Annotated in this window: 23 protein-coding genes; 12 read left to right on the top strand and 11 right to left on the bottom strand. The window is 58.9% G+C overall.

Annotated elements, in window-relative coordinates:
• Positions 1-109: 109 nt before the first annotated feature.
• Genes KI231_RS13290 through KI231_RS13275 form a run of 4 tightly spaced genes read left to right on the top strand, consistent with a single transcriptional unit; the run spans position 110 to position 4,255 of the window.
• The gene (locus KI231_RS13290; protein ID WP_213028534.1) at positions 110-892 is read left to right on the top strand and encodes a sugar phosphate isomerase/epimerase family protein; all 783 of its coding nucleotides are present in this window, start codon (positions 110-112) and stop codon (positions 890-892) included.
• Entirely contained in the window at positions 885-1,907 is a 1,023-nt protein-coding gene (locus KI231_RS13285; protein ID WP_213028533.1) for a sugar kinase, read from the top strand. The genes KI231_RS13290 and KI231_RS13285 overlap by 8 nt, the downstream gene beginning before the upstream one ends.
• A 58-nt stretch (positions 1,908-1,965) precedes the next feature.
• Positions 1,966-3,264 (top strand): MFS transporter, encoded by a 1,299-nt coding sequence (locus KI231_RS13280; RefSeq protein ID WP_213028532.1) that lies wholly within the window; start codon positions 1,966-1,968, stop codon positions 3,262-3,264.
• 13 nt (positions 3,265-3,277) lie between these two features.
• Positions 3,278-4,255, top strand: a complete 978-nt coding sequence (locus KI231_RS13275; RefSeq protein ID WP_213028531.1) for a 2-hydroxyacid dehydrogenase — start codon at positions 3,278-3,280, stop codon at positions 4,253-4,255.
• Positions 4,256-4,620: 365 nt separating this feature from the next.
• On the opposite strand, the gene KI231_RS13270 is transcribed toward KI231_RS13275, so the two are convergent.
• The 5 genes from KI231_RS13270 to KI231_RS13250 all read right to left on the bottom strand — a co-directional run bounded on the left by KI231_RS13270 (position 4,621) and on the right by KI231_RS13250 (position 10,524).
• Positions 4,621-5,808 carry a pyridoxal phosphate-dependent aminotransferase gene (locus KI231_RS13270; protein ID WP_103307419.1) on the bottom strand — a complete coding sequence of 396 codons (1,188 nt, stop codon included), beginning with the start codon at positions 5,806-5,808 and terminating at the stop codon, positions 4,621-4,623.
• Positions 5,809-5,849: 41 nt separating this feature from the next.
• Complete coding sequence (locus KI231_RS13265; protein WP_213028530.1) at positions 5,850-7,475, bottom strand: methyl-accepting chemotaxis protein; 1,626 nt, start codon at positions 7,473-7,475, stop codon at positions 5,850-5,852.
• 344 nt (positions 7,476-7,819) lie between these two features.
• Positions 7,820-8,962 (bottom strand): glycerate kinase, encoded by a 1,143-nt coding sequence (locus tag KI231_RS13260; RefSeq protein ID WP_213028529.1) that lies wholly within the window; start codon positions 8,960-8,962, stop codon positions 7,820-7,822.
• Positions 8,963-9,210: 248 nt separating this feature from the next.
• Entirely contained in the window at positions 9,211-9,348 is a 138-nt protein-coding gene (locus KI231_RS13255) for a hypothetical protein (RefSeq protein ID WP_213028528.1), read from the bottom strand.
• 57 nt (positions 9,349-9,405) lie between these two features.
• Entirely contained in the window at positions 9,406-10,524 is a 1,119-nt protein-coding gene (locus KI231_RS13250) for a sugar diacid recognition domain-containing protein (protein WP_213028527.1), read from the bottom strand.
• 171 nt (positions 10,525-10,695) lie between these two features.
• On the opposite strand from KI231_RS13250, the gene KI231_RS13245 reads away from it, so the two are divergent.
• Positions 10,696-12,006: an MFS transporter gene (locus tag KI231_RS13245; protein WP_213028526.1), complete on the top strand. Its 1,311-nt coding sequence runs from the start codon at positions 10,696-10,698 to the stop codon at positions 12,004-12,006.
• Between the two features lie 256 nt (positions 12,007-12,262).
• Here the strand turns inward: KI231_RS13245 and KI231_RS13240 are convergent, their stop codons facing one another.
• Complete coding sequence (locus tag KI231_RS13240; RefSeq protein WP_213028525.1) at positions 12,263-12,625, bottom strand: VOC family protein; 363 nt, start codon at positions 12,623-12,625, stop codon at positions 12,263-12,265.
• A 98-nt stretch (positions 12,626-12,723) separates the two neighbouring features.
• Between KI231_RS13240 and KI231_RS13235 the strand changes: the two genes are divergently transcribed.
• The 4 genes from KI231_RS13235 to rarD all read left to right on the top strand — a co-directional run bounded on the left by KI231_RS13235 (position 12,724) and on the right by rarD (position 17,957).
• Positions 12,724-13,623 (top strand): LysR family transcriptional regulator, encoded by a 900-nt coding sequence (locus KI231_RS13235; RefSeq protein ID WP_213028524.1) that lies wholly within the window; start codon positions 12,724-12,726, stop codon positions 13,621-13,623.
• A gap of 67 nt (positions 13,624-13,690) precedes the next feature.
• The gene (locus KI231_RS13230) at positions 13,691-14,704 is read left to right on the top strand and encodes an aldo/keto reductase (RefSeq protein WP_213028523.1); all 1,014 of its coding nucleotides are present in this window, start codon (positions 13,691-13,693) and stop codon (positions 14,702-14,704) included.
• A gap of 161 nt (positions 14,705-14,865) precedes the next feature.
• The gene (locus KI231_RS13225; RefSeq protein WP_213028522.1) at positions 14,866-16,986 is read left to right on the top strand and encodes an acyltransferase family protein; all 2,121 of its coding nucleotides are present in this window, start codon (positions 14,866-14,868) and stop codon (positions 16,984-16,986) included.
• 89 nt (positions 16,987-17,075) lie between these two features.
• Positions 17,076-17,957, top strand: a complete 882-nt coding sequence (gene rarD, locus KI231_RS13220) for an EamA family transporter RarD (RefSeq protein WP_213028521.1) — start codon at positions 17,076-17,078, stop codon at positions 17,955-17,957.
• Between the two features lie 75 nt (positions 17,958-18,032).
• Here rarD and hppD read toward each other — a convergent pair whose 3' ends face one another.
• On the bottom strand, positions 18,033-19,109 hold the full coding sequence (hppD, locus tag KI231_RS13215) for a 4-hydroxyphenylpyruvate dioxygenase (protein ID WP_007912211.1): 1,077 nt from the start codon (positions 19,107-19,109) through the stop codon (positions 18,033-18,035).
• Positions 19,110-19,567: 458 nt separating this feature from the next.
• Here hppD and KI231_RS13210 point away from each other — a divergent pair, with 458 nt between their 5' ends.
• Together KI231_RS13210 and KI231_RS13205 are read left to right on the top strand one after the other, a co-directional pair.
• The gene (locus tag KI231_RS13210) at positions 19,568-21,103 is read left to right on the top strand and encodes an EAL domain-containing protein (RefSeq protein WP_213028520.1); all 1,536 of its coding nucleotides are present in this window, start codon (positions 19,568-19,570) and stop codon (positions 21,101-21,103) included.
• A 236-nt stretch (positions 21,104-21,339) separates the two neighbouring features.
• A complete protein-coding gene (locus KI231_RS13205; protein ID WP_103307159.1) occupies positions 21,340-21,705 on the top strand; it encodes a histone-like nucleoid-structuring protein, MvaT/MvaU family in 366 nt (121 codons plus the stop codon).
• A gap of 218 nt (positions 21,706-21,923) precedes the next feature.
• On the opposite strand, the gene KI231_RS13200 is transcribed toward KI231_RS13205, so the two are convergent.
• Entirely contained in the window at positions 21,924-22,442 is a 519-nt protein-coding gene (locus KI231_RS13200) for a DUF4946 domain-containing protein (RefSeq protein ID WP_213028519.1), read from the bottom strand.
• A 140-nt stretch (positions 22,443-22,582) separates the two neighbouring features.
• Here KI231_RS13200 and gloA point away from each other — a divergent pair, with 140 nt between their 5' ends.
• Positions 22,583-23,104: a lactoylglutathione lyase gene (gene gloA, locus KI231_RS13195; RefSeq protein ID WP_103307162.1), complete on the top strand. Its 522-nt coding sequence runs from the start codon at positions 22,583-22,585 to the stop codon at positions 23,102-23,104.
• Positions 23,105-23,279: 175 nt separating this feature from the next.
• Here gloA and ahpF read toward each other — a convergent pair whose 3' ends face one another.
• The 3 genes from ahpF to KI231_RS13180 all read right to left on the bottom strand — a co-directional run bounded on the left by ahpF (position 23,280) and on the right by KI231_RS13180 (position 26,612).
• Positions 23,280-24,842 carry an alkyl hydroperoxide reductase subunit F gene (ahpF, locus tag KI231_RS13190; RefSeq protein WP_213028518.1) on the bottom strand — a complete coding sequence of 521 codons (1,563 nt, stop codon included), beginning with the start codon at positions 24,840-24,842 and terminating at the stop codon, positions 23,280-23,282.
• A gap of 130 nt (positions 24,843-24,972) precedes the next feature.
• On the bottom strand, positions 24,973-25,536 hold the full coding sequence (gene ahpC, locus KI231_RS13185; protein WP_003224621.1) for an alkyl hydroperoxide reductase subunit C: 564 nt from the start codon (positions 25,534-25,536) through the stop codon (positions 24,973-24,975).
• Between the two features lie 137 nt (positions 25,537-25,673).
• Positions 25,674-26,612, bottom strand: coding sequence for a site-specific integrase (locus KI231_RS13180; RefSeq protein ID WP_213028517.1), 939 nt, complete (start codon positions 26,610-26,612; stop codon positions 25,674-25,676).
• Between the last annotated feature and the right edge of the window lie 115 nt (positions 26,613-26,727).

The raw sequence follows: 26,727 nt of genomic DNA, 5'->3' as shown, positions 1-26,727 counted from the left end.
CACAAAACCTGTGGGAGCTGGCTTGCCAGCGATGAGGCCCAAAAGAACACCATAGAAACATCTAAAAAAATTTGAACAAAAATGAAACCGGTTTCAGAGGTACACAACAATGAATAAACCTGCCGTTTCCATCAGCCTGTCCAGCTACGGCGCCGAGCTTGTGCGCCAGCGCGGGCAAGACTTTTTTATCGATGTGCTCGCCGCTGCCGGCGCCGATCGCATTGAATGGCGCGAAGAATTGCTTACCCGGGAAAACCCCGCGCAATTGAGCGAAGCCACCGCCGCGCTGGGCCTGCAAAGCATCTATTCGTCGCCGACCGAACTGTGGCTCGCCGGCCAGTCACGCGCTAATCCCGAACTGATCACCGCCCTGCAACACGCCGAGGTGTTCGGTTCAAAGTGGCTGAAAGTCTCGCTCGGCTATTTCACCGACAACTGTGATCTGACAGCTCTGAAACAACTTCTCGACAGCAGCCCGGTGCAACTGCTGGTGGAAAACGACCAGACCTTGCACGGCGGCCGCATCGAACCGTTCCAGCGCTTCTTCACGGCGGTAGAACAGCACAGCCTGCCGATCAAGATGACATTCGACATCGGCAACTGGCAGTGGCAAGACCAGTCCGCCGCCAACGCCGCCCGCCTGCTCGGTCGCCATGTTGGCTACGTGCACTGCAAGGCTGTGGCCCGGCGTGCCGACGGCAAACTGGTGGCGGTGCCGCCGGAAGTCAGCGACCTGCATCTGTGGGAACAACTGCTGCGGCACATGGCCCAAGGCGTTATGCGTGCGGCCGAGTATCCGTTGCAAGGTGATGATCTGGTCGCGTTGACCCGCGAACACGTCGCCACCCTCGCCCGTCTCGGCCAATCCCGTCTGGAGCCTGCCCATGTCTGAGATCGATATTCTGTCGTTTGGCGAAACCATGGCGATGCTGGTGGCCGAGCAATGCGGCGATCTGGCGCGGGTCGAGCAATTCCACAAGCGCATTGCCGGTGCCGACAGCAACGTGGCGATCGGCCTTTCACGCCTGGGTTTCGATGTCGCGTGGCTGAGCCGGGTGGGTAACGATTCGCTAGGCCGTTTTGTCGTCGACACCTTGACCCGCGAAGGGCTGGATTGCTGGCACGTTGAGGTCGACAACCAACACCCGACCGGTTTCCAGTTCAAATCCCGCACCGACGATGGCAGCGATCCGCAGGTCGAGTATTTCCGCCGCGGTTCGGCGGCCAGTCATCTGTCGCCGCAGTCGATCAATGAAAGCCTGCTGAGCGCCCGGCATTTGCACGCCACCGGGATTCCGCCAGCGCTGTCGGCCTCGGCGCGGGAGATGTCGCTGGAGCTGATGACGCGCATGCGCCATGCCGGACGCAGCGTGTCGTTCGACCCTAATCTGCGCCCGAGCCTGTGGGCCAGCGAGCGCGAAATGATCAGCGAGATCAACCGTCTCGCCGCCCTCGCCCACTGGGTCTTGCCGGGCTTGAGTGAAGGTCGTTTGCTCACGGGTTTCGAAGACCCGGCGGACATCGCCGCGTTCTATCTCGATCAGGGGGCCGAAGCGGTGGCGATCAAGCTTGGGCCGCAGGGCGCCTATTACCGCACGCAACTGGATCAGGGCTTTGTCGCCGGCGTGCCGGTAGCCCATGTCGTCGATACGGTGGGCGCGGGTGACGGCTTTGCGGTGGGGATGATCAGTGCCCTGCTGGAACAGCAGAGTTTTGCCGAGGCGGTGCAACGGGCGAACTGGATTGGCAGTCGGGCGGTGCAGAGTCGCGGGGATATGGAGGGGTTGCCGACCCGATCCGAACTCGTTGCTGAATTTGAACACGCCATCGCTGGCAAGCCAGCTCCCACATTGACCGTGGTGCAGACAAAACCTGTGGGAGCTGGCTTGCCAGCGATGAGGCCCTGACAGACCACCGTTTTATTGAACCTGCTGCGACAAAAACAACAAGCTCAGGAGCAACACCATGACAACTGCAACCCTCGCCGCCCGCCGCTGGTGGTACATCATGCCGATCGTGTTCATCACCTACAGCCTGGCGTATCTCGATCGCGCCAACTACGGCTTCGCCGCCGCATCGGGCATGGCCGCCGACCTGATGATCACGCCGGGGCTGTCCTCATTGCTCGGTGCGCTGTTCTTCCTCGGCTACTTTTTCTTCCAGGTGCCGGGCGCGATCTACGCGCAAAAACACAGCGTGAAGAAGCTGATTTTCGTCAGCCTGATCCTCTGGGGTGGCCTGGCCACATTGACTGGCGTGGTCTCCAACGCCTATTGGCTGATCGTCATCCGCTTCATGCTCGGCGTGGTCGAAGCGGCGGTGATGCCGGCGATGCTGGTCTACCTGTGTCACTGGTTCACCCGTGCCGAACGCTCGCGGGCCAACACCTTTCTGATCCTCGGCAACCCGGTGACCATGCTGTGGATGTCGGTGGTTTCGGGTTATCTGGTGCAGCATTTCAGCTGGCGCTGGATGTTCATCATCGAAGGTCTGCCGGCGGTGCTTTGGGCGTTTATCTGGTGGAAACTCGCCGATGATCGTCCGGCCCAGGCCAAGTGGCTCAGCGAGCAGGAAAAGCACGATCTGGAAAGTGCCCTCGCCGCCGAACAGGTGGGCATCAAAGCGGTGAAGAACTACGCCGAGGCGTTTCGTTCGCCGAAGGTGATCATTCTGGCGTTGCAGTTTTTTTGCTGGAGCATCGGCGTTTACGGCTTCGTGCTGTGGCTGCCGTCGATTCTCAAAGCCGGCGCGCAAATGGACATGATCGAGGCCGGCTGGCTGTCGGCGCTGCCCTATCTGGCGGCGGTAATCGGCATGCTCCTGGTCTCGTGGGGCTCGGACAAACTGCAAAAGCGCAAACGCTTTGTCTGGCCGCCGCTGTTGATTGCCTCGATTGCCTTTTACGGCTCCTACGCGCTTGGTGCCGAGCATTTCTGGTGGTCGTACACGCTGCTGGTGATCGCCGGCGCCTGCATGTATGCGCCTTACGGGCCGTTCTTCGCCATCGTTCCGGAGATCCTCCCGTCCAACGTCGCCGGTGGCGCGATGGCGCTGATCAACAGCATGGGTGCGCTCGGTTCGTTCGGCGGCTCGTATCTGGTCGGCTACCTGAACAGCTCCACCGGATCGCCGGGTGCTTCGTACCTGCTGATGAGCGGCGCGCTGCTGCTGTCGGTGGTGCTGACCATTTTCCTCAAGCCCGGCGCCAGTGATCGCGTCGTGGCCAAAGCCGTTGCCACGCGTGCCGTGCCGGCGCATTCCTGAAGAGACTTTTGCCATGAAAAAACACGTCGTGCTGTACAAGAAACTCTCGCCCGCGCTGATGGCGCGGCTGCAAGCACAGTTTGATGTAACGCTGATCGACAGCCTCGACGCTCAAGGCCTGATGCAACTGCGCGATGCCCTGCCCCGCGCCCACGGCTTGCTCGGTGCCAGCCTGAAACTCGACGCCGCGTTGCTCGATCTGGCGCCGCAGCTGGAAGCGATTGCCAGCGTCTCGGTGGGCGTCGATAACTACGACATCGACTATCTGACCCGGCGCAAGATCCTCCTGACCAACACCCCCGACGTGCTCACCGAGACCACTGCCGACACCGGTTTCGCCTTGATTCTGGCCACGGCCCGGCGTGTGGTGGAATTGGCCAACATGGTGCGCAGCGGTCAATGGCAGCGCAATATCGGCCCGGCCCATTTCGGCACCGATGTGCATGGCAAGACACTGGGGATTATCGGCATGGGCCGGATTGGCGAGGCGTTGGCCCAGCGCGGACATTTCGGTTTCGGCATGCCGGTGCTATATCACAGCCAGTCGCGCAAACCGGCGGTCGAAGAGCGGTTTGCTGCGCAGTACCGCAGCCTTGAGGAGCTGTTGCAGCAAGCCGATTTCATCTGTCTGACCTTGCCGCTGACCGCACAGACCGAAGGCTTGATCGGCGCTGAGCAGTTTGCGCTGATGCGCCCGGAGAGCATTTTCATCAACATCTCGCGGGGCAAGGTGGTGGATGAGGCAGCACTGATCGACGCGCTGAGCCAGCAACGGATTCGTGCGGCTGGGCTGGATGTGTTCGAACGTGAGCCGTTGAATCACGACTCGCCGTTGTTGCAGTTCGACAATGTGGTGGCGACGCCGCATATGGGCTCGGCGACCCATGAGACGCGGGAGGCGATGGCGCGCTGTGCGGTGGAGAATCTGCTGGTGGCTTTGGCTGGGGAGAAGCCTTTGAATCTGGTGAACTCATCGGCCTGGCGGGGCTGAGATCTGCATGGCCTGATCTGGCCCCATCGCTGGCAAGCCAGCTCCCACAGATGCTTCAGTGTTCATCAAATCGGTGAGCGACACAAAACTCTGTGGGAGCTGCCTGCCTGGCAGGGCTGAGATCTGCATTGCCTGATCTGGCCCCATCGCTGGCAAGCCAGCTCCCAAAGATTCTTCAGTGTTCATCAAATCGGTGAACGACACAAAACCCTGTGGGAGCTGCCTGCCTGGCAGGGCTGAGATCTGCATGGCCTGATCTGGCCCCATCGCTGGCAAGCCAGCTCCCACAGATGCTTCAGTGTTCATCAAAACCCTGTGGGAGCTGGCTTGCCAGCGATGGGGCCAGTGAACACGCTGCAAAACCATCAGGCACTGCGCGCCTGCAACAGCTGCGCCGCGCACAGGGCAATCCGCGCACAGGCATCCGCCAGTTTCACCCGGTCCAGCACCAGCCCGAGGCGGATATGCCCCGCCGCACTCGGCCCGAACGCCTCTCCGGCCAGCACCGACACGCCGTAACCTTCGAGCAACCGCTCGGCAAACGCCTGCGCGCCCAATCCGGTCTGGCGCACATCGACCATGACGAACATCCCGCCATCCGGTCGTATCGGCTGCAATCCCGGGCACCCGCGCAAGCGTTCGCACACCAGGTCCCGGCGCAGGCGATATTCCTCGCGCATCTGCGACACTTCCGGCAGGTCTGAAGCCAGCGCGACTTCCGCGGCTTTCTGGACAAAGTCCGGCAAGCCGAACAGCATGCTCAACGACAGATTGACCAGATGTTCGGCCAACGATTTCGGGCCGATCGTCCAGCCGATACGCCACCCGGTCATGGCGTGGGATTTCGACAGGCTGTTGATCGTCGCCGTGCGCTCGGCCATCCCCGGCAGGCTCGCCGGGCTGATGTGTTGGCCTTCGTAAAGGAGTTCGCTGTAGACCTCATCGCTGATCAGCCACAGGTCATGATGAATGCACAGCGCCGCCAGTTCCTGCCAGATCAGCAGCGGCAGGCTCGCGCCGCAAGGGTTGTTGGGACTGTTGAGCAGCATGGCGCGGGTCTTCGGCGTGATCCGCGCGGCGACATCGGCGGGGTCGACGCGAAAGCCGTTTTCCGGACGCACCGGCACCGGCACAACGGTCGCGCCGCAAGCGCCGAACACCCCTTCATAGGTGACGTACATCGGCTCGGCGACGATCACCTCGTCGCCCGGGTCGAGCAAGCATTGCGCCACCGAATACACCGCGCACTGCGCGCCGGGCATGACAATCACATGATCGGCGTCGACTGCCTGACCACTGCGTTGCCGGTGGCGTGCGGCAATCAACTGACGCAGCGCCAGCCGGCCACGGACTTCGGAATAATGCGTATCGCCCGCCAGCAGGCTGTCGATGGCGCCGTGGACGATCGGCAGTGGTGTATCAAAATCCGGGTCGCCCACGCTCAGCAGCAATATGTCGACACCCTCGGCGCGCAACTCCAGCGCTCGGTCGTGAATCTGCCAGGCCGCTGCTCCCTCCCCGGCGATTCGTTGGGTCAAGGCTGAATAGCGCATGTACGTCTCCTGATTGCGCAGTCTCCAGCCTTCACCGTATCTCAAATCACGAAACGCGCCACCATGGCGTTCAAATCCACCGCCAGGCGCGACAGTTCGTGAGTCGCGGCGCTGGTCTGGTTGGCGCCGGCGGCCGATTGCGTGGCCAGATCGCGGATGTTGACCAGGTTGCGGTCGACTTCACGCGAGACTTGCGCCTGCTCCTCCGAAGCGCTGGCGATGACCAGGTTGCGTTCGTTGATCTGGTGGATCGACTGGGTGATCTGCTCCAGGGCAACGCCGGCAGCGCGGGCCATTTCCAGGGTGGACTGGGTGCGTTGATTGCTTTGCTGCATCGACGAAACCGCTTCACCGGTGCCGTTCTGGATGCCGGCGACCATTTTTTCGATTTCCTGAGTCGACTGCGCGGTGCGATGGGCCAGTGCGCGCACTTCGTCCGCGACCACGGCAAAACCGCGCCCGGCCTCACCGGCACGTGCCGCTTCGATGGCCGCGTTCAGCGCCAGCAGGTTGGTCTGTTCGGCAATGGCGCGAATCACGTCGAGCACTTTGCCGATATCACGACCTTGCGCGGCCAGGCCTTCGATCATTTGCGCGGTGTTCTGCACGTCGTGGGTCATGGTCTGGATCGCGTCGACGGTTTTCACCACTTGATCGCGACCTTCACGAGCGGCGTGGGTCGACTGGTTCGAGGCTTCGGACGTCGACACGGCGTTGCGTGCAACCTCCTCGACCGCCGCGGTCATCTCGTTGACGGCGGTGGCGGCTTGTTCGATTTCGTCGTTTTGCTGTTGCAGGCCGCGAGACGCTTCTTCAGTCACGGCGCTGAGTTCTTCGGCGGCGGCGCCCAGTTGCGTGGCGGAACCAGCGATCTGCTCAATGGTTTTGCGCAGGTTGGTCTGCATCGCGGCGAGGGCGGCGAGCAGGCGCGCCGGTTCGTCCTTGCCATCGACTTCGATGAGTTTGGTCAGGTTGCCACCGGCGATGGTTTGCGCCGCCTCAACGGCACGGTTCAGCGGAGTGACAATGCTGCGCGTCAGCAACAACGCCAGCAACACTGTAGCGAGCGCAGCGACAACCGCAACGATGACGATGCCAGTGATGGCGCTGTCGTAATGCTCGCCCGCCTGCATGGACGCGGTTTTGGCGTCAGCGGCGTTGATCGCGATCAGCTTGTTGAGCTGCTCGCCCATCTGGTCGGTGCCGTCCTTGATCCGCGTGTTGATCAGGGTGCGCATCTCGTCGAGCTTGTCCTGGCGCGACAGGTCCATCATCTGGTTTTGCGCTTGCAGGTAGTTGTCCAGGGTCGTCGCGAAAGACTGATACAGCGCACGCTCTTCCGGGCCTGCCGGTAGCGCGGCGTAAGCGGCCTGGGCACTGCGCACTTTATCGACCAATACGCCGATGCGAGTCTGCGCCTCCTGCAAACCGGCGGCCTCGCGATTGACCAGCACGCGGAACGACAAAATCCGCAGGCGCAGGACGTTTTCCGTCACCACGCTGAGCTGCGTCACGCTGGGCAGTTGCGTCGAGTCCATTTCGACAGAGGCCTGGCGGATGACCGACATGCGGTTGACGGCGAACACGCCAAGCACGATCACCAGCAAGGCAATAAAGGCAAAACCGAGGAAGGCACGGGGCGCGATATTGAGGTTACGCAAGGACATAGTTGGACTCTCGGAAGATAGAAACTACGAGCATCCATGCCGTGATCACTGACCCGTGGGGCGGGCTTCGGTCCGGCGTCACTGTTATTAGGGAGTTTTGTGCGCGCCTGATAGCTGTATCGGCCAGGCTTTAGGAAGATTGTGGGTCAAGAGCAAATATTTTTCAGGGTGTTACGACAATGAAACATCTTGAAGCTTCTCCGGCTCCTGTGGCGAGGGGATTTATCCCCGTTGGGCTGCGAAGCGGCCCCTTACAATCCTTCAGGCACTTCGCATACAGGATTGGCGACTGCTGCGCAGCCGATCGGGGATAAATCCCCTCGCCACAAGGTTCTCGGTGCCGTTCAGGACGGGTGTCTGGCCAGCTGCCAGACGCGGGCGATGTCGGTGGCGCGTTCGCGCAGCAAGCGTGGCGCTTCGGCGCAAGCCTTTTCCAGTGTCATCGGACCGCTGGTCACGGCGAATGCGGCATCGATGCCGTGCGCGTAGAGTTCCTGATAGCCCTCCCCCAGGGTCCCGGCGATCACGATCACTGGAACCTGCGCCTGCTTGGCAATCCGCGCGACGCCGAACGGGGTTTTACCGCGCAAGGTCTGGGCATCGAAGCGCCCTTCGCCCGTGATCACCAGATCTGCGCCGTTGACCGCCTCAGCCAATCCGACCAGCTCGGCAACCACTTCGACACCGGCCTGAAACTGCGCGCCAAGAAACGCCTTGGCCGCGAAACCCAAACCACCTGCCGCGCCGCTGCCCGGCTCATCGCGCACGTCTTTGTCCAACGCTTGCGCGCACAGCTCGGCGAAGTGGCCGAGGGCCTGATCGAGTTGTTGGACCTGCACGGGCGACGCCCCTTTCTGCGGGCCGAAAATCGCCGAAGCACCGTGGGGTCCGCACAGCGGATTGTTGACGTCGGCGGCGATGTCGAAACGCACCTGCGCCAGGCGTGGGTCCAGCTCGCCCAGATCCAGTCGCGCCAATTGCGCCAATGCCAAACCACCCGGCACCAGCGCTTGCCCTTGAGCGTCGAGCAATTTCACCCCCAGTGCCTGCATCGCCCCGGCGCCGCCATCGTTGGTTGCGCTGCCGCCAATCGCCAGAATCACCCGCTGCGCACCGGCATCCAGCGCCGCACGAATCAGTTCGCCGGTGCCGAAGGTGCTGCTGATGCACGCATCGCGCTGACCCAGCGGCACCAATTGCAGACCGCTGGCCTCGGCCATTTCGATGATTGCCGTGTGGTTGTGCGGCAACCAGCCCCATGCGGCGTCAACCGGTACGCCCAACGGGCCGCGCACGCGGGTGCGGCGCAGTTCGCCTTCACACGCGGCGAGAATCGATTCGACGGTGCCTTCCCCGCCATCGGCCATTGGGCATTTGACCAGTGTGGCGTGCGGCCAGACTTGCGCCAGGCCCAGCGCAATGGCCTCGGCAACGCCTTGGGCACTCAGGCTGTCCTTGAATGAATCGGGGGCGATGACGATTTTCATGCGAATTCTCCTGTTCGAATGCCCTCATGCTGCCAGTCGGCATGCGCATTGACGCCTGTCCGCTGCACAAATGGCGCGGGGGTTTATTGTTCATTTCTACAAAAAACCTGAAATGGATGGCGAATGTCCCGGCCTCATCGCTGGCAAGCCAGCTCCCACAGGTTCAAAGGCGTGCCCAGCATCGAGGGCAACACATAAACCCCTGTGGGAGCTGGCTTGCCGGCGATGGCGTCAGTGACATCACCCGCTTAATTCGGATCAGTCTGCGGTAGCAGTTGCACACCAAGATAAAGGGCCAACATCCCCTCCAGCCGTAACGGATCAACCCCGCTGATCTCGGCAATCCGCTCCCACAGGTTCAAAGGCGTGCCCAGCATCGAGGGCAACACATAAACCCCTGTGGGAGCTGGCTTGCCGGCGATGGCGTCAGTGACATCACCCGCTTAATTCGGGTCAGTCTGCGGTAGCAGTTGCACGCCAAGGTAGAGGGCCAACATCCCCTCCAGCCGTAACGGATCAACCCCGCTGATCTCGGCAATCCGCTCCATCCGGTAACGCAGGCTGTTGCGGTGAATCCCCAGCGCATCGGCACACGCCTGACTCTGTCCATCGTGGTCACACCAACTGCGCAGCGTCGCCAGCAATTGGCCGTTGCCATCCTTGGCGATCACTTTGCGCAGGGGTTTGAGCAATTCGTCCAGCGCATCATCGTTGCGATGACGCCACAACATTACGGGCAATCGGTATCGATTGAGGATCAGCAAACGCGAGTGCGGCAACACTTCGCGGCCATAGGCGAGCAAATCCGCCACGCGCCTATAACACCGACGCAACCCGGCCAGCCCATCCGCTTGCCCGCCCACGGCGATGCGCAGAATGTTCCAGCCCAAGGCGTCGAGCTTTTCCAGCAACCGATCATGTTCGATGGTCAGACTCGCCGGCCGGCACCACAACAACGACGACTTCGCCGACGTCACGCACCAACTGTCCGGGAAGCGCGACGTCAGCCAGGCACTCAGGGCATCGACGGTTTGCCCTGGCCCGTGTTCTGGCCCCAATTCGAACAGATACAGCACTCGGGTCATTTGCGGTTTGAGCCCGAGTTGCTGCGCTTCATCGAGCAAACGTGGCGAGTCCCCCGCTTCACTCAACAGCAACGCCAGCAAATCATCGCAACGCTGCCGTCGCCACTGCTGTTCGGCTTGCTGATTGCGCTGGCCGACCAACATCTCCGCCGTCATCCGCACCAGTTCGGCGTAAGTGCGCAGTTGTTCCGGCTCGCCGGTAATACCGAGTACGCCGATCAAGCGCTGATCGAGCAGCAGCGGCAGGTTGATCCCGGGCTGCACGCCTTTCAGGTGCTGGGCGGTCGGCCCGTCGATCTCCACGACCCGACCGTTGGCCAGCACCAGTTGCGCGCCTTCGTGGCGAGTGTTGATGCGCTCCGGTTCGCCGCTGCCGAGGATCAGCCCCTGGCTGTCCATGACGTTGACGTTGTACGGCAAAATGGCCATGGCCCGGTCGACGATGTCCTGCGCGAGGTCGTGATCGAGTTCGAACATAACGGAGAAAATCCTTATAGACAGGCACGGACGGTTGTTCACCCGCACAGGGCTTGGCGCAAAACCCTGTGCTCAGGCACAAAGACAATCCGGCCAAAGGTGGCCGAGACTCTCAGGGCGATCAACGTTACCCTTTGCATCGCAAAAAATCATAATAAAGAGAGAGCCGCTATGTCGCTGAGCGCCGCAGCTACCCAGACCATCGAAGACGATAAAAACGCCGTTTATAAACGCATCACCCTGCGTTTAATCCCCTTCATCTTCATCTGCTACCTGTTCAACTACCTCGACCGGGTCAACGTTGGATTCGCCAAACTGCAGATGCTTGATGCGCTGAAATTCAGCGAAACCGTCTACGGCCTCGGGGCCGGTATTTTCTTCATCGGCTACGTGCTGTGCGGCGTACCGAGCAACCTGGCGTTGACCAAGTTCGGTCCACGGCGCTGGATTGCCGTAATGATGATCACTTGGGGCACGCTGTCGACCTGCCTGTTGTTCGTCACCACGCCGACCGAGTTCTACACCCTGCGCCTGTTCACCGGTGCGGCCGAAGCCGGGTTCTTCCCGGGCGTCGTGCTCTATCTCTCGCAGTGGTTCCCGACGTTCCGCCGTGGCCGGATCATGGCGCTGTTCATGTCGGCGATCCCGGTCTCGGGTTTGCTCGGCAGCCCGTTTTCCGGGTGGATTCTCAATCACTTCGCTGCGGGCCAGGGCGGCCTCGCCGGCTGGCAATGGATGTTTCTGCTGCAAGGTATTCCGACCGTTGTCTTGGGCGCACTGGCGTATTTCCTGCTCAGCGACAACTTCGCCAATGCCAAATGGCTGACCACGCATGAGCGCGCGGTACTGGAGGCCGATCAGGCCGAAGACTTGGCGAACAAGCCGAAAACCACCTCCGACTCGCTGATTGCTGTGTTCAAGAACCCGGCGATCTGGGCGTTTGGCCTGATTTATTTCTGCATCCAGAGTGGCGTGTACGCGATCAATTTCTGGCTGCCGTCGATCATCAAGAGCCTCGGCTTCAGCGACAACCTGGTGATCGGCTGGTTGAGCGCCATTCCGTATCTGCTGGCAGCGGTGTTCATGCTGCTGGTCGGGCGCTCGGCGGACCTGCGCAAAGAGCGGCGCTGGCATCTGGTGGTGCCGATGCTGATGGGCGCGATCGGCCTGATCATCGCGGTGAATTTCGCGGCCAATCCGGCGATTGCCATTCTCGGTCTGACCCTTGCAACCATGGGGGCGCTGACCGGTCTGCCGATGTTCTGGCCAGTGCCGACCGCCATGTTGAGTGCAGGCGCTGCCGCCGGTGGTCTGGCGCTGATCAACTCGATGGGGCAGATGGCCGGGTTCCTTAGCCCGTACCTGGTGGGTTGGGTCAAGGACAGCACCGGTTCGACCGATGCGGCGTTGTACCTGCTGGCCGGGGTGATTGTCGGCGGCAGCTTGCTGGCGTTGCGCATGACGCGGACATTGCGGGCTTGAGTTGATGCAAGGAAGAGCGGCCCTTTTCAGGGCCGTTTTTTATTGGGGTTTCGGCTTGGTTTTTTGTGGTGTTCTGAGGATCTTTTCCCCCTCACCCCAGCCCTCCCGAAACGTCGGACCGCCCCCAAGGGGGCGAGGGGGAAAGGGAGCCGATCTGCGGGCTTTTCAGCACCTGCGTTCAACTCGGTATTGCACGTCGGCGTACCTCGCTCAAACACCTCGGTCAGTCCCCTCTCCCTCTGGGAGAGGGTTAGGGTTAGGGCTGTGCTTTGGCATCCAGTTCAATCACCAGACCACCCGGCATTTGCACGAAAATCTGCGCGATCCCCTCACCCGGCACCTGTGCCAACTGGTACGGCAAACCACTTTCGCGCACCCGCCGCAACACTGTTTCGGCCAACTCATCGGTACGAAAAGCAATGTGGCTCAATTCAGTGTTTTCCGGCAGCGGCTGCTCGATCACATGCACCAGCGCGTGTGCATCCTGATACAGCCAGCGTCCGGGAAACGGAAACGGCGGCCGACGCCCCGGTGTGAGCCCGAGCAACGCCGCGAAATTGTCCTGCAAACTCTGGCCGTCAGCGGTGTTGAACGCCAGATGATCGAATGTCCAGGTCATGCGTGTCTCCCGTGGTAATTCATTGATTGCAGTGTCTACCCTTGCCAATCACGGAAAAATCCCGCTAAAACGCAAAGATCTTTAAAGGATTTTTACCAATGAGCTCGATTCTCGATCTGGAGATCTTCGTCCGCGTGGCCGACTCCGGGAGCATTTCCGCCGCTGCCCGCGCCCTGGAACTGACGCCGGCCGCCGCCAGCATTGCCTTGAAGCGTCTGGAAACCCGACTCGGTATCCGCCTGCTCGCCCGCTCCACCCGCAGCATGCGGTTGACCGAAGAAGGTCGGCGCTATCTGGAAAGCGTGCGCTTGGCGCTGGCCACACTGGCCGATGGCGAACAGGCGCTCAAGCAGCAGACCGAAGGCCTTAGCGGCGTGCTACAACTGGCGGCACCGTCGGATTTCGGACGCAATGTATTGCTGCCGTGGCTGGACGAGTTCAAGCGCGAACACCCGAACATCCAATTGCAATTGCTGCTCAACGACCGCCATTCCGATCTGTTTCGCGAGACCGTGGACGTGGCACTGCGCTTCGGAGTGCCGAGCGATTCGACGCTGGTGGCATTACCGATTCTGCCGCAACACCGCCGCGTGGCCTGCGCCAGTGCAGACTATCTGGCACGGCATGGCACCCCCCGACACCCCGCCGAATTGTGCGAACACAGCGCCCTGCTCTATCTGCGCAATGGTCGGCCATACAACACCTGGCAGTTCATTCGTGCGGATGAGGTGCTGGAAGTCGAAGTCCACGGCGACTACCTCAGCGACGACGGCGAAGTGGCCCGCCGCTGGGCGTTGGCCGGCCATGGCATCGCCTACAAGGCCTGGCTCGACGTTGCCGAAGACGTGCGCGCCGGACGCCTGGTGACACTGTTTGATGACTGGCGAGGTGAGCACGCGCCGTTCAACCTGTTTTGCCCGCATCGGGTGCAAGTGTCGGAGCGGGTCAAGGTGTTGCAGGCGTTTTTGCAGGAGCGCTGCCAGGCGTTGAGCCGATAATTCACTTTGCCACGTCGCACGCTTCTGGTATTTGATCAGGGTTTCCCACAGGCAAAAGGATTTCGGCATGAGCTATCGCACACTGGGTCACTCAGGGTTGCAGGTGTCCACCCTGACACTCGGCACGATGATGTTTGGCGAACAGACCAGCACCGAGGAATCGCTGCGCATCATCGACAAGGCCTGGGATCAAGGCATCAACTTCATCGACACCGCCGACGTCTACACCAATGGCCGCTCTGAAGAGATCGTCGGCGAAGCGATTGCCGGTAATCGTCATGAATGGGTGCTGGCGACCAAGGTCGGTTTCGGCCCGGTGGACGGTGTGCCGAACCGCAGCGGTTTGAGCCGTAAACACATCTTCAATGGCCTCGATGCCAGTCTGACCCGTTTGGGCACCGACTATCTCGACATCTATTACCTGCACCGCGAAGACCACAACACGCCGCTGGAAGTCACGGTGTCGGCGATCGGTGACCTGATCCGTCAGGGCAAGATTCGTTATTGGGGACTGTCGAACTACCGCGGTTGGCGGATTGCCGAGGTGATTCGTATTGCCGACCAACTGGGTGTCGATCGCCCGGTGATCAGCCAGCCGCTGTACAACATCGTCAACCGTCAGGCCGAAACCGAGCAGATTACCGCTGCGCAGACTTATGGCCTGGGCGTCGTGCCTTACAGCCCGCTGGCCCGTGGCGTGCTGAGTGGCAAATACGCACCGGACGTGACACCGGATGCCAACAGCCGCGCCGGGCGTCAGGACAAGCGCATTCTGGAAACCGAATGGCGCGTAGAATCGCTGCGCATTGCCCAGCAGATCCAGCAATACACCGAGGGACGAGGCGTTGGCATTGTCGAGTTTGCGATTGCCTGGGTGCTGAACAACAGCGCCGTGACTTCGGCGATTGTCGGGCCGCGCACCGAGGCGCAGTGGGATGCGTATACCAAGGCGCAGGCTGTGAAGATCACGGCGGAGGATGAGGCGTTTATTGATTCGCTGGTCACGCCGGGGCATGCCTCGACGCCAGGCTTCAACGATGTAAGCCATTTTGTGTCGGGTCGCAAACCCCATCTGGCCTGATGTTTCCTCCTGCGCACAGCCCTCTTGCGGATTAGAGGGCCTCGAATGGAAGAAGTCTGGCGATATTGCTTCAGCCCCTGTAATCAGCCGCTTGAATGGACAAGAGTGCGATCAGCCGCGAGCCACCGGTTGAACACTCGATCAAGGCCAAGGATAGATAAATGCTCAGTCGCACTTTGGAGTTCGCGTGGAAGCCTTTGCGCGCGATGTGGTTCAACATACTCGGCGATAAAAAGGGCTTGGGCCAACACCCTTTAGCCACTGCGATTCCGGCTCGCGGATATGGCGCACCTGCCATTGAATACCGCGCGGATGTTGACGGACTTCGGGCAATTGCCGTTCTGCTGGTGTTGATTTTTCACGGTGGTTTTTCGTTATTCCCTTCCGGTTTTATTGGCGTCGATATTTTCTTTGTCATCTCGGGGTATCTGACGACCTCGATCATCATGAAATCGCTGGATAACGGCACGTTCAGCTTCACCGGGTTTTACACCCGACGTATCTGGCGATTACAACCGGCGATAATTGCGTTGTTGATAGCAACGCTGATCATCACAACGTTGCTGTACTTGCCCGATGACTATGTCGACTTTCTGAAAAGTGCCAAGTACACGTCTTTACTTCTCTCAAACCAGTACTTTGCCAATGCGACATCCGGGTACGCCACGCCCGATGCGGCGAACTTGCCTCTGCTGCACACCTGGTCGCTGGCAATCGAATGGCAGTGGTATCTGGTCCTGCCGCTGGGTCTATGGTTGCTCCATCGCCATGTGGCGAAACAGGCTTTCAAGGCGAGCGTCCTCGGCCTGACCGTGGCTGCCATCGCACTCGCGTCATATCTGTCGGAAACGCTTGCCGATAAAAATTACTACTTCTTCGCCGCTCGAGTTTTCGAATTGATGATCGGCTCCTGCGCCGTCATCTTCAGTACGGACAAGTTCAAACTTGATCGCCTGAGCGCCTCTCTGATTTGCCTGTTGTCGCTGGCCACGATTGCCTACTGCGCCACTCGCGAAAATATCCTCGCCGGTTTTCCGAACTACTACGCCATCGCGGTGTGTATCGCCACTGCTGCCCTGCTTTTTCGCGGGATAGGCGATGCCAGCATCACCTCAAGACTATTGGCGCTGAAACCGTTGGTATTTGTCGGCACTCTCTCCTACTCCTTGTATTTGTGGCATTGGCCGATCCTCGCCGTCATCAGTTACATGGGCATACCCCTCACCCCGATGGTGAAGGTCGTCTACTTCGCTGTCACTTTTGTGGCTGCCTGGGGTTGCTTCGTATTGATCGAAAACAGATTTCGCAAGGCAAGGACCGGCTTCACCAAAACCCTGGTGCTGCTGATGATTCTGCCCGCGCTCGGACTGTCGCTACTTCACTCTAACGCCAAGAAGCACGATGGGTGGCCTGAGCGTTTTGGCGAGGATTCGAGTTACGTCTTCAGTGGTTTGAAAGCTTCTGTACCCGCCCACCGGGAGAAATGCCTGGGTGTGAGTGATGAAGCTGATCCAGGCTGTGTAATGGGCGCTGTGCAGCCAACCGCAAAAGCCTTTCTTTTGGGCGATTCATTTTCGAACCACTACTGGGGGTTTGTTGAAACGCTGGCCAAAGACGCCAACCTTTCGGTGCTCTCACAGGGTTATCCGGCATGTCTGGCGTTGCCCAAGGTCTATCTCTACGACTCGAAAAAATATAAAAACGGGCTGTATCAAAAATGCCACGACGCCACACAGCGCTACTACGACCTCATCACGAAGAGCCATTTTCAGTATGTAATCATTGGTCAATTCTGGGAGGCCTATCTCAGCGCGGATATCGTCACTGAAGTGGATGATCCGCGCAGCCTGGAACTATCCCAACAACGCCTTGGCGCAGCAATCCGCGATGCCCTGGATATCATCGTAGCGTCGGGCGCCACTCCCATCTTCCTGATGAACACGCTGCCAATGCCGGCGGGTATCAATGAATGCCTGTTGAGACAGGTGAAGTTGCGGGGCTGGATGGGCAGTGACGAACAAAGCAGTCTTTGCGCCTCGTCGACATGGTCGGGCAGTGAAGACCCGGTATTGGCGAAGTTGTTCAGCGATCTGCAGGCTGAATATCCCACGTTGATCCTGATTGACCCGAAAGGAGTGCAATGCGAGGACGGCACTTGTGTAACAACCATCGACGGATTGCCGGTCTATCGTGACATTGGTCACGTAACCGACTATGCCTCTTATAAGCTTGGCGAAATGTACCTCAAGCGTTTCGGCAATCCGTTGAAAGGCACTCAGTGATGTTGTAAATAATGAGCATCCGAACAATATTCAGCACAAAAACCACGTATCCTTCGCGCCCCGTTTGATCACCCACCCGCGAGGACAGTTTGTCTAAAGGTATCGCTTTATCGGTCTCAGCCTCGGTGCTGTTTGCCGTCATGTATTACTACACCTCGCTGCTCACCCCGTTGAGCGGCGTGGAAATCTTTGGCTGGCGGATGCTGCTGACCGTGCCGTGCATGACCGTGTTCATGCTGGTATCCGGTGAATGGCGGCGGGTGCTGGAGCTGGTGCGCCTGATGGTGGCGAAGCCGAAATTGATCGGCGGATTGATCGTCTCGGCAGCCTTGCTCGGCGTGCAGTTGTGGCTGTTCATGTGGGCGCCGCTCAACGGTTACAGCCTCGACGTTTCACTGGGCTACTTCCTGTTGCCACTGGCCATGGTGCTGACCGGGCGCATTGCCTACGGCGAGAGCCTGTCGTACCTGCAAAAGGTCGCAGTGTTCTTCGCAAGTCTGGGCGTGTTGAACGAGTTGTATCAGGTCGGCGGGTTTTCCTGGGCGACCCTGGTGGTCGTGATCGGCTATCCGCTGTATTTCGTGCTGCGCAACTATCTGAAGACCGACCACCTCGGCGGCTTGTGGGTCGACATGACCTTGATGCTGCCGATCGCCTACTGGTTTGTGCACGGTGGCGAGCAAGGCTTCGGCGTGTTCGATCAATACCCCGGGCTGATGTGGCTGATTCCGTTGCTCGGTCTGATCAGTGCCTCGGCGCTGGTGGTTTACATCATTGCCAGCCGCTTGCTGCCGTTCAGTCTGTTTGGTTTGTTGAGTTATGTTGAGCCGGTGTTGCTGCTCGGTGTGGCGTTGTTGCTCGGTGAGAGCATCAAGTCCGGAGAATGGCTGACCTACATTCCGATCTGGCTGGCGGTTGTGGTGTTGGTGTTTGAAGGGTTTAAACATTTGATGCGTCAACGCAGACCTTAAGGCTGCGATATTTTGATCTAAAAAAATCCCGGCGCTGCATCACTGCAGGCCGGGATTTTTCATTTCAGTTGCGGATTACTCGGTGGCAAGCACACCACGGCGCACCTGGTCACGCTCGATCGACTCGAACAGTGCCTTGAAGTTGCCCTCGCCGAAACCATCGTCGCCTTTGCGCTGGATGAATTCGAAGAATACCGGGCCCATCAGGGTTTCCGAGAAGATCTGCAACAGCAGACGCTTGTCGCCCTGCTCCGAAGCGCCATCGAGCAGGATGCCGCGCGATTGCAGTTGATCAACCGGCTCGCCATGGTTTGGCAGGCGGCCTTCGAGCATTTCGTAGTAGGTGTCCGGCGGCGCGGTCATGAAGCGCATGCCGATTTTCTTCAGTTGATCCCAGGTCTTGATCAGGTCATCAGTGAGGAACGCAACGTGCTGGATGCCCTCACCGTTGAACTGCATCAGGAACTCTTCGATCTGGCCCGCGCCTTTGGACGACTCTTCGTTCAACGGGATGCGGATCATGCCGTCCGGTGCGGTCATGGCTTTCGAGGTCAGGCCGGTGTACTCGCCCTTGATGTCGAAGTAACGGATCTCGCGGAAGTTGAACAGCTTCTCGTAGAAGTTCGCCCAGTAGGCCATGCGACCGCGATACACGTTGTGTGTCAGGTGGTCGATGATCTTCAGGCCGGCACCGACCGGATTGCGGTCAACGCCTTCGATAAACACGAAGTCGATGTCATAGATCGAGCTGCCTTCGCCGAAACGGTCGATCAGGTACAGCGGCGCGCCGCCAATGCCTTTGATCGCCGGCAGATTCAGTTCCATTGGACCGGTTTCGATGTGAATCGGCTGGGCGCCGAGTTCCAGTGCGCGGTTATAGGCCTTTTGCGAATCCTTGACCCGGAACGCCATGCCGCACACCGACGGGCCGTGCTCGGCCGCGAAGTACGAAGCGACGCTGTTCGGTTCATTGTTGAGGATCAGGTTGATCGCGCCCTGACGATACAGGTGCACGTTCTTGGAGCGGTGGGTCGCGACTTTGGTGAAGCCCATGATCTCGAAGATCGGCTCCAGGGTGCCAGGGACCGGCGAAGCGAGCTCGATGAATTCAAAGCCCATCAGGCCCATTGGGTTTTCGTATAAATCTGCCATGGTGGCGCCTCATCATTTCTTATCAATTAACCAGGGTTATTTGTCAGTAAATGCTGAGACCGGAGGGTGGCGCACAGGAGATGCCGCGCACACTGCGGGCGAGGAAGTCACCGTAGATCAGTTGAAACCCGAATATCTTCATTGTCGACCCAAGGCTCTTGCGGGCGAGGCTTCTGCTGCCAGAAGACGATTATTATTGTATGCGTAACCCGATTCTACACAGCGTAAATAGGGTTGTCTGCCCTCTCTATAAAATCCGCTTTTCTGGCGAGGGTGCAAGGGGTTTGTTGCACACCGTTCATCACGCATCGCTGACAATGTCCAGAGCTTCAATGAGCCGATCAGCAGCGCAAGCCACTTGCGCCATCTATCATCTCGTCTGGCTCGCCTGCTATTCAGCGGCATGCCGGTGCCCGGCTGCATTCGAGAGCCACACTTTTTCGCGACAGGATGCGCCCATGCCGTTAACCATCAGACCCCGCCGCAAACACAGCGCCCGCATTACCGTAACTCTGCTCAGCGGCCTGCTGCCGGTGTTACTGGGCAGCATGATTCTCTACATGCAGGCCGAACGCACGCTCCAGCAGAGTTCACAACTCACCGCCGAAGAAGCGTTGCGCCAATTCGAGTTGATGCTCGATAACACCGCGCAAGCCGCCCGGGAGCTGTTGCCGCTGGCCGGACAAACGTGCGAAGACGTCAAACTGGCGCTGCGCGAGCAAGTGACTCGCCGCCCTTTCGTGCGCTCGACCAATCTGGTGTGGGACGACAATCTCTATTGCAGCTCGTTGTTCGGCGTCTATAAGGAAGCCGTTAACGCGGGCGACTATACCCAGGGCAAGTTGTGGCTGATGAACGGCAATCCGGTAACCCCAAATACCGCGCTGCTGGTCTACCGGCTCAGCGAAGGTCGCGGCGGTGCACTGACAACGCTGGACGGCTATCACCTGAGCAACGTGCTGCGCTTGATCGGCCGGCAGACGCTGCTGTTGCTGCAAGTGGGCGATAACTGGCTGTCCGCTGATGGCAAAGTCCATCAAGGTGCCCTGCCCGCCCTGCCAGTCGCGCAAAGCATGCTCAACTCGTCGCGCTATGCGTTCAGCGTATCGGCCGGTTTTCCCAAGGGCGAGACTTGGCGCTACATGGCCGACGCCTACCCGCCGCTGTTCAGCTTGTTGATCTTTTTTGGTGTGATTTCGGGCGCGATCGGCCATGTCTTGCAAAAGCGTTCCACCTCGCCGAGCCATGAAATGCTCCGTGCGCTGGAGGCCGGCGAGTTCATTCCATACTTCCAGCCCGTGGTTCATGGCGACACCAAACAATGGTCGGGCGCCGAGGTCTTGATGCGCTGGAATCATCCCAAGGAGGGTCTGGTGCGCCCGGATCTGTTTATTCCGTTTGCCGAACATTCGGGATTGATCGTGCCGATGACCCGCGCCTTGATGCAGCAGACCGCAGCGTTGCTCGGACCTCAATCATCGAGCTTCACCACGCCCTTTCACATCGGCATCAATATCACCGCCAACCATTGCCAGGATCTGGAACTGGTGAAGGACTGCCGTGAGTTTCTCGCAGCCTTTGCACCCGGCAGCATCAATCTCGTGCTGGAGTTGACCGAGCGCGAGCTGATCGAGCCGACCGACACGACGCGGCAACTGTTTGAACAATTGCACGCCCTAGGGGTGATGATCGCCATCGACGACTTCGGTACCGGCCATTCAAGCCTGGGTTACTTGCGCAAATTCAATGTGGATTTCCTCAAGATCGACCAGAGTTTCGTCGCCATGATCGGCATCGATGCGCTTTCACGGCATATTCTGGACACCATCATCGAACTCTCGGCCAAGCTTGATCTGGGCATTGTTGCCGAAGGTGTCGAAACTCAGGCACAGGCCGATTATCTGACCGCGCATAACGTCAACTTTCTGCAGGGCTATCTCTTCGGCAAACCCATGCCAGCGGCAGACTTCATTAGTGCATTAAGTCACCATTAACTAAATGGAATTAAGCGCAGACCGGCTGGCAAGCCGCACCAAATTGATACAAAAGACCACTGTTGTTACATGAAGACAACTTCAGGATTTACTCCAGACGCATTAACAACTACAATTTTTCTTGCCTGCGCAAAGATTGGCAGGTGAGCCAATTATCACCGAGTCGCTACAAGGCTCTTGGCTTATAGCTTTGTTTGCGGTTGGTATCAGCCAAATACACTATTGGAGTAAAGATATTGTCCAGACTCGCTGAATTTCGTGCAGCTGAAAAGGCCCTCCAGGAACAGCTCAAGCAGCTGGAATCGCTGAAGAACGATGCCGGGCTCAAGAAAGAAATCGAATTCGAAGAAAAGCTCCAGGGGCTGATGAAAAACTACGGCAAAGGCCTGAAAGATATCATCGCCATTCTCGATCCGAATCCGGCTAAATCCGCTCTGCAGACGTCTGCAGCGCCTAAAACCCGCCGCGCTCGCGTGGTCAAGGTCTATCAGAACCCGCACACCGGCGAACTGATCGAGACCAAGGGCGGCAACCACCGTGGCCTGAAAGCCTGGAAGGAACAATACGGTGCCGCTACCGTTGATTCCTGGTTGCGCGGTTAATCCCTCGCCAACATGAAGCCCTGCATGATGCAGGGCTTTTTTATTGACAATATCTAACAAATGAAATGAATTTCATCGAGCAAGTTGCGATTTTTCTGTAACGTCTCTGAGCCAGATACCTAAACATTTTGCTGCATCCTGTTGCGACTGCAGCCCAACCTTAAACTTTGTGCTTAATCCCTTCGGGTATCTAACCGGGGCGCGAAGAGTACAGACGCTTAAAGTTTCAAGCTGTTTCTAGCCGCCGTTATTTCCTCGGTGCTTGCCTTATACACCTCGGCCTGACCGGCATAGGAAAGAACATAAGCCTTATCCGCCTCGACTGCCGCTACGAGCGTTTGCGATAACACGTGCCGGCCATTCTCGGTCACCGTACAAGTCGTTTCCAGCGCGGGCAAAGAACCAAGCGTCGCTGCGTGCACCTTGTTGCAGACACTTTGATAGCCGCCCTGAAAAAAGTCCTTCTGGATTGACTTACGCATCTCCAGCAGCACGCCTTGCAAGTTGACCTGATGATCACTTTCGACCCGGGTCATGGTCAATTCCATCACCATGACCTGATTGCCATCGGCATCGTTCTTGACCGCGCGTTGCCTGGAAACTTGTGCAGACGTATCGGGCAACGCCTCGACCTCCCAGCCAGCGGGCCAAGTGATGCCCGGCGCATCGGCCAGCACCGCAGCCGAGACAAGCCACAAAGCAAAGAAAACTAACGGGGTTTTGCACAGTCGGATCATTGCCGGACACACTCGCGGATTGAGTCATAAAGTCTGAACCCCCGCCCGGGCGCAGGGCAAGCCCGCCCTTTCATTTGGCGATGCCGGCAGGCATGCGTATCATTGCGCCCATTCACTCGCCCATAGTTATTGGAGGGCCCATGAGCCTGCACGAACTGAACACTTTCCCCGGCGTCACCGCCACGCCAGACAGCGCAACCCGCAACTTCGTTTTCAACCACACCATGCTGCGTGTGAAAGACATCACCAAGTCCCTGGATTTCTACACCCGCGTACTGGGCTTCTCGCTGGTCGAGAAGCGCGACTTCCCGGAAGCCGAGTTCAGCCTGTACTTCCTCGCCCTGGTCGACAAAGCGCAGATCCCGGCCGATGCCGCTGCCCGCACCGAGTGGATGAAGTCGATCCCGGGCATTCTGGAGCTGACGCATAACCACGGCACCGAAAACGATGCTGATTTTGCCTATCACAATGGCAATACGGATCCGCGTGGTTTCGGCCACATCTGCATCTCGGTACCGGATATTGTCGCGGCCTGCGCACGCTTTGAAGAGTTGGGCTGCGACTTCCAGAAGCGCCTGACCGATGGCCGCATGAAGAGCCTGGCGTTTATCAAGGATCCGGATGGTTATTGGGTCGAAATCATCCAGCCAACGCCGTTGTAACTGACAGCACAATCCCACTGTAGGAGCGAGCCTGCTCGCGAAGGCGTCCGTTCAGCCAACATGATCGCTGAATGACACACCACTTTCGCGAGCAGGCTCGCTCCTACATTTGGATTTGTGTCAGGCACAAAAAACCCGTGATCGCTCACGGGTTTTTCATTTCAACGGCTGACGCTTACGCCGGAGCCGAAGTGCGGATCAGGTGATCGAAAGCACTCAGCGAAGCCTTGGCGCCCTCGCCCACTGCGATCACGATTTGCTTGTACGGTACGGTGGTCACATCGCCGGCCGCGAAGATCCCCGGGATCGACGTCTCGCCACGGTTATCGACAATGATCTCGCCACGCGGCGACAGCTCGATGGTGTCTTTGAGCCAGTCAGTGTTAGGCAGCAGACCGATCTGCACAAAGATCCCTTCCAGCTCGACCGTACGCAGTTCGTCAGTGTTGCGATCCTTGTAACGCAGGCCGTTGACCTTCTCACCGTTACCGGTGACTTCAGTGGTTTGCGCACTGGTGATCACGGTCACGTTCGGCAGGCTGTGCAACTTGCGCTGCAACACGGCGTCGGCACGCAACTGCACATCAAACTCCAGCAGCGTCACGTGCGACACAATACCGGCCAGATCGATGGCCGCTTCAACGCCGGAGTTACCGCCGCCGATCACCGCCACACGCTTGCCTTTGAACAAAGGGCCGTCGCAGTGCGGGCAGTACGCCACACCTTTGTTGCGGTATTCCTGTTCGCCCGGCACGTTCATTTCACGCCAGCGCGCACCGGTCGCCAGAATCACACTCTTGGCTTTGAGGGTCGCGCCACTGGCGAAACGGACTTCGTGCAGCTCGCCATTTTTGCCGGGGATCAGCTTATCGGCGCGTTGCAGGTTCATGATGTCGACGTCGTACTGTTTGACGTGTTCTTCCAGCGCGGTGGCCAGTTTCGGGCCTTCGGTTTCCTGCACGGAAATGAAGTTCTCGATGGCCATGGTGTCGAGCACCTGACCGCCGAAACGCTCGGCGGCGACGCCAGTGCGAATCCCTTTACGCGCCGCGTAGATGGCTGCCGACGCACCGGCCGGGCCACCGCCGACCACCAGCACATCAAACGCTTCTTTAGCGCTGATTTTCTCGGCCTGACGCTCGATGGCGCCGGTGTCGAGTTTGGCGAGGATTTCTTCAAGGCCCATGCGGCCCTGACCGAAGTTTTCACCGTTGAGGTAGATACTCGGCACGGCCATGATCTTGCGATCGTTGACTTCATCCTGGAACAGCGCGCCGTCGATGGCGACGTGGCGGATGTTCGGGTTGAGCACGGCCATCAGGTTCAGTGCCTGAACCACGTCCGGGCAGTTCTGGCAGGACAGCGAGAAGTAAGTCTCGAAGCTGAACTCGCCTTTGAGCGAGCGGATCTGCTCGATCACTTCAACACTGGCCTTCGATGGGTGGCCACCGACTTGCAGCAGGGCCAGCACCAGCGAGGTGAATTCGTGGCCCATCGGGATGCCGGCGAAACGCAGGCTGATGTCCGCACCCGGGCGATTGATCGAGAACGATGGTTTGCGGGCATCGTCACCGCTGTCGATCAAGGTAATTTGGCTCGAAAGACTGGCAACGTCTTTCAGCAGTTCCAGCATTTCACGGGATTTCGCACCGTCGTCGAGGGAGGCAACGATCTCGATCGGCTGGGTGACCCGTTCCAGGTACGATTTCAACTGGGCTTTAAGATTGGCGTCCAACATACGGGCGATCTCCTGAATAAATTTGAGGCGAAAAAAAACGCCCGGGCGAATCTCGCCCGGGCGTTTTTATTGGGCGGTGCAGCGTACTTAAGTAGGTGCGGAGTCCCGCCCTGAGTTGCGTGTCACGGACTTAGATCTTGCCGACCAGGTCCAGCGAAGGAGCCAGAGTGGCCTCGCCTTCTTTCCACTTGGCTGGGCAAACTTCGCCTGGGTGAGCAGCAACGTACTGAGCGGCCTTGATCTTGCGCAGCAGCTCGGAAGCGTCACGGCCAACGCCGCCATCGTTCAATTCAACGATTTTGATCTGGCCTTCAGGGTTGATCACGAAAGTACCACGGTCAGCCAGACCAGCTTCTTCGATCAGTACGTCGAAGTTGCGGGAGATGACGTGGGTCGGGTCGCCGATCATGGTGTATTCGATTTTGCCGATGGCTGGCGAAGTGTTGTGCCAGGCAGCGTGGGCAAAGTGGGTATCGGTGGAAACGCTGTAGATCTCTACGCCGAGTTTCTGGAAAGCAGCGTAGTTGTCAGCCAGGTCTTCCAGTTCGGTTGGGCAAACGAAGGTGAAGTCGGCTGGGTAGAAGAACACGACCGACCACTTGCCTTTCAGGTCAGCGTCCGAGACTTGAACGAAGTCGCCGTTTTTGAATGCGGTAGCTTTGAACGGTTTTACTTGGCTGTTGATGATAGGCATTGATGACTCTCCGTCAGGGTTGTGAAGTTGATGGGGTGAATCCTACCCACTCACTCGACGGATGGCTCATTGGCAAACCTGATGCTGCTGATTTGTTTTCGCTATTAGCTGACTGTATTAATAGAAGAAAACGATATCTAGGGCGAAGCCGGTTTATCCGTAATCCGAGCCATCCCTTGAAAGGGGCTGGCTTCAACATAGCGCATGGCTGACTTCATGTCCTTCCAGCCGACGTAACTCATCAACGATTTCAGATCCCAGCCGCTTTGATGGGCCCACGTCGCAAAGCCGCGGCGCAAGGAGTGGCTGGTGTAATTTTCGGCGGCAATGCCGGCGCGCTGCAACGCCTGGCGCAGCAGCGGGATGATGCTGTTGGCGTGCAACCCCTCCTCGTTTAGATTGCCCCAGCGGTCAATGCTGCGAAAAACCGGGCCGCGCACCAGTGCCGCTTCGGTAATCCAGTCGATGTAGGCCTGCACCGGGCAGAGTTTGAGCAGCGCCGGGGCTTGATAAGTCTGCCCGAGGTTTTCCCGATCACCCTTGCTGCGTGGCAAATACAAAGTAATGCCTTTGCCGGCGTGCGCTTGCACGTGTTCGATTTGCAGACGACACAACTCATCGCTGCGAAAGCCACGCCAGAATCCCAGAAGAATCAATGCACGATCACGGTAAGCCTTGAGCAGTAACGGGCGGTCCTGCTGCTCTCTGGCGGTTTGCGCTTCATGCTCAAGCCAGTCAATCACTCGTTGCAGATCCTGTAACTGCAAAGGTTCGGCCTGCTTCTCCTGCGCCGGATGCAATGCGCGAATGCCTTTGAACACCTTGCGCACCACCGGCGCTTTGGTCGGATCGGCGAAACCCTGACTGTTGTGCCATTGCGCCAACGCCGACAGACGCAACTTCAGCGTATTGATTGAAAGCTCTCCGGCGTGCGCCACCAGATACCTCGCGACGCTATCGGCCGTCGCCGGCAGGAAACCTCCCCACTTCACTTCGAAATGCTCGATGGCGGCGCGATAGCTACGGCGGGTGTTGTCACGGGTGGCGGCTTGCAGATAGCGATCCAGATCGCTCATGGGCAGTTTTCTCGCAGGCGTACTGATTCAAGGATGCAGAAGCGCATTTTGCCGCATGACACTGGGTAATACCAGTATATCCCGCGTCTTTGATATCAAAGATTTAACTTTATTT

Source organism: Pseudomonas sp. Seg1 (genome assembly GCF_018326005.1).
Taxonomy (GTDB): domain Bacteria; phylum Pseudomonadota; class Gammaproteobacteria; order Pseudomonadales; family Pseudomonadaceae; genus Aquipseudomonas.
Note: the sequence above shows the minus strand (reverse complement) of the source record. Positions and strands in the feature narration are given on the sequence as shown.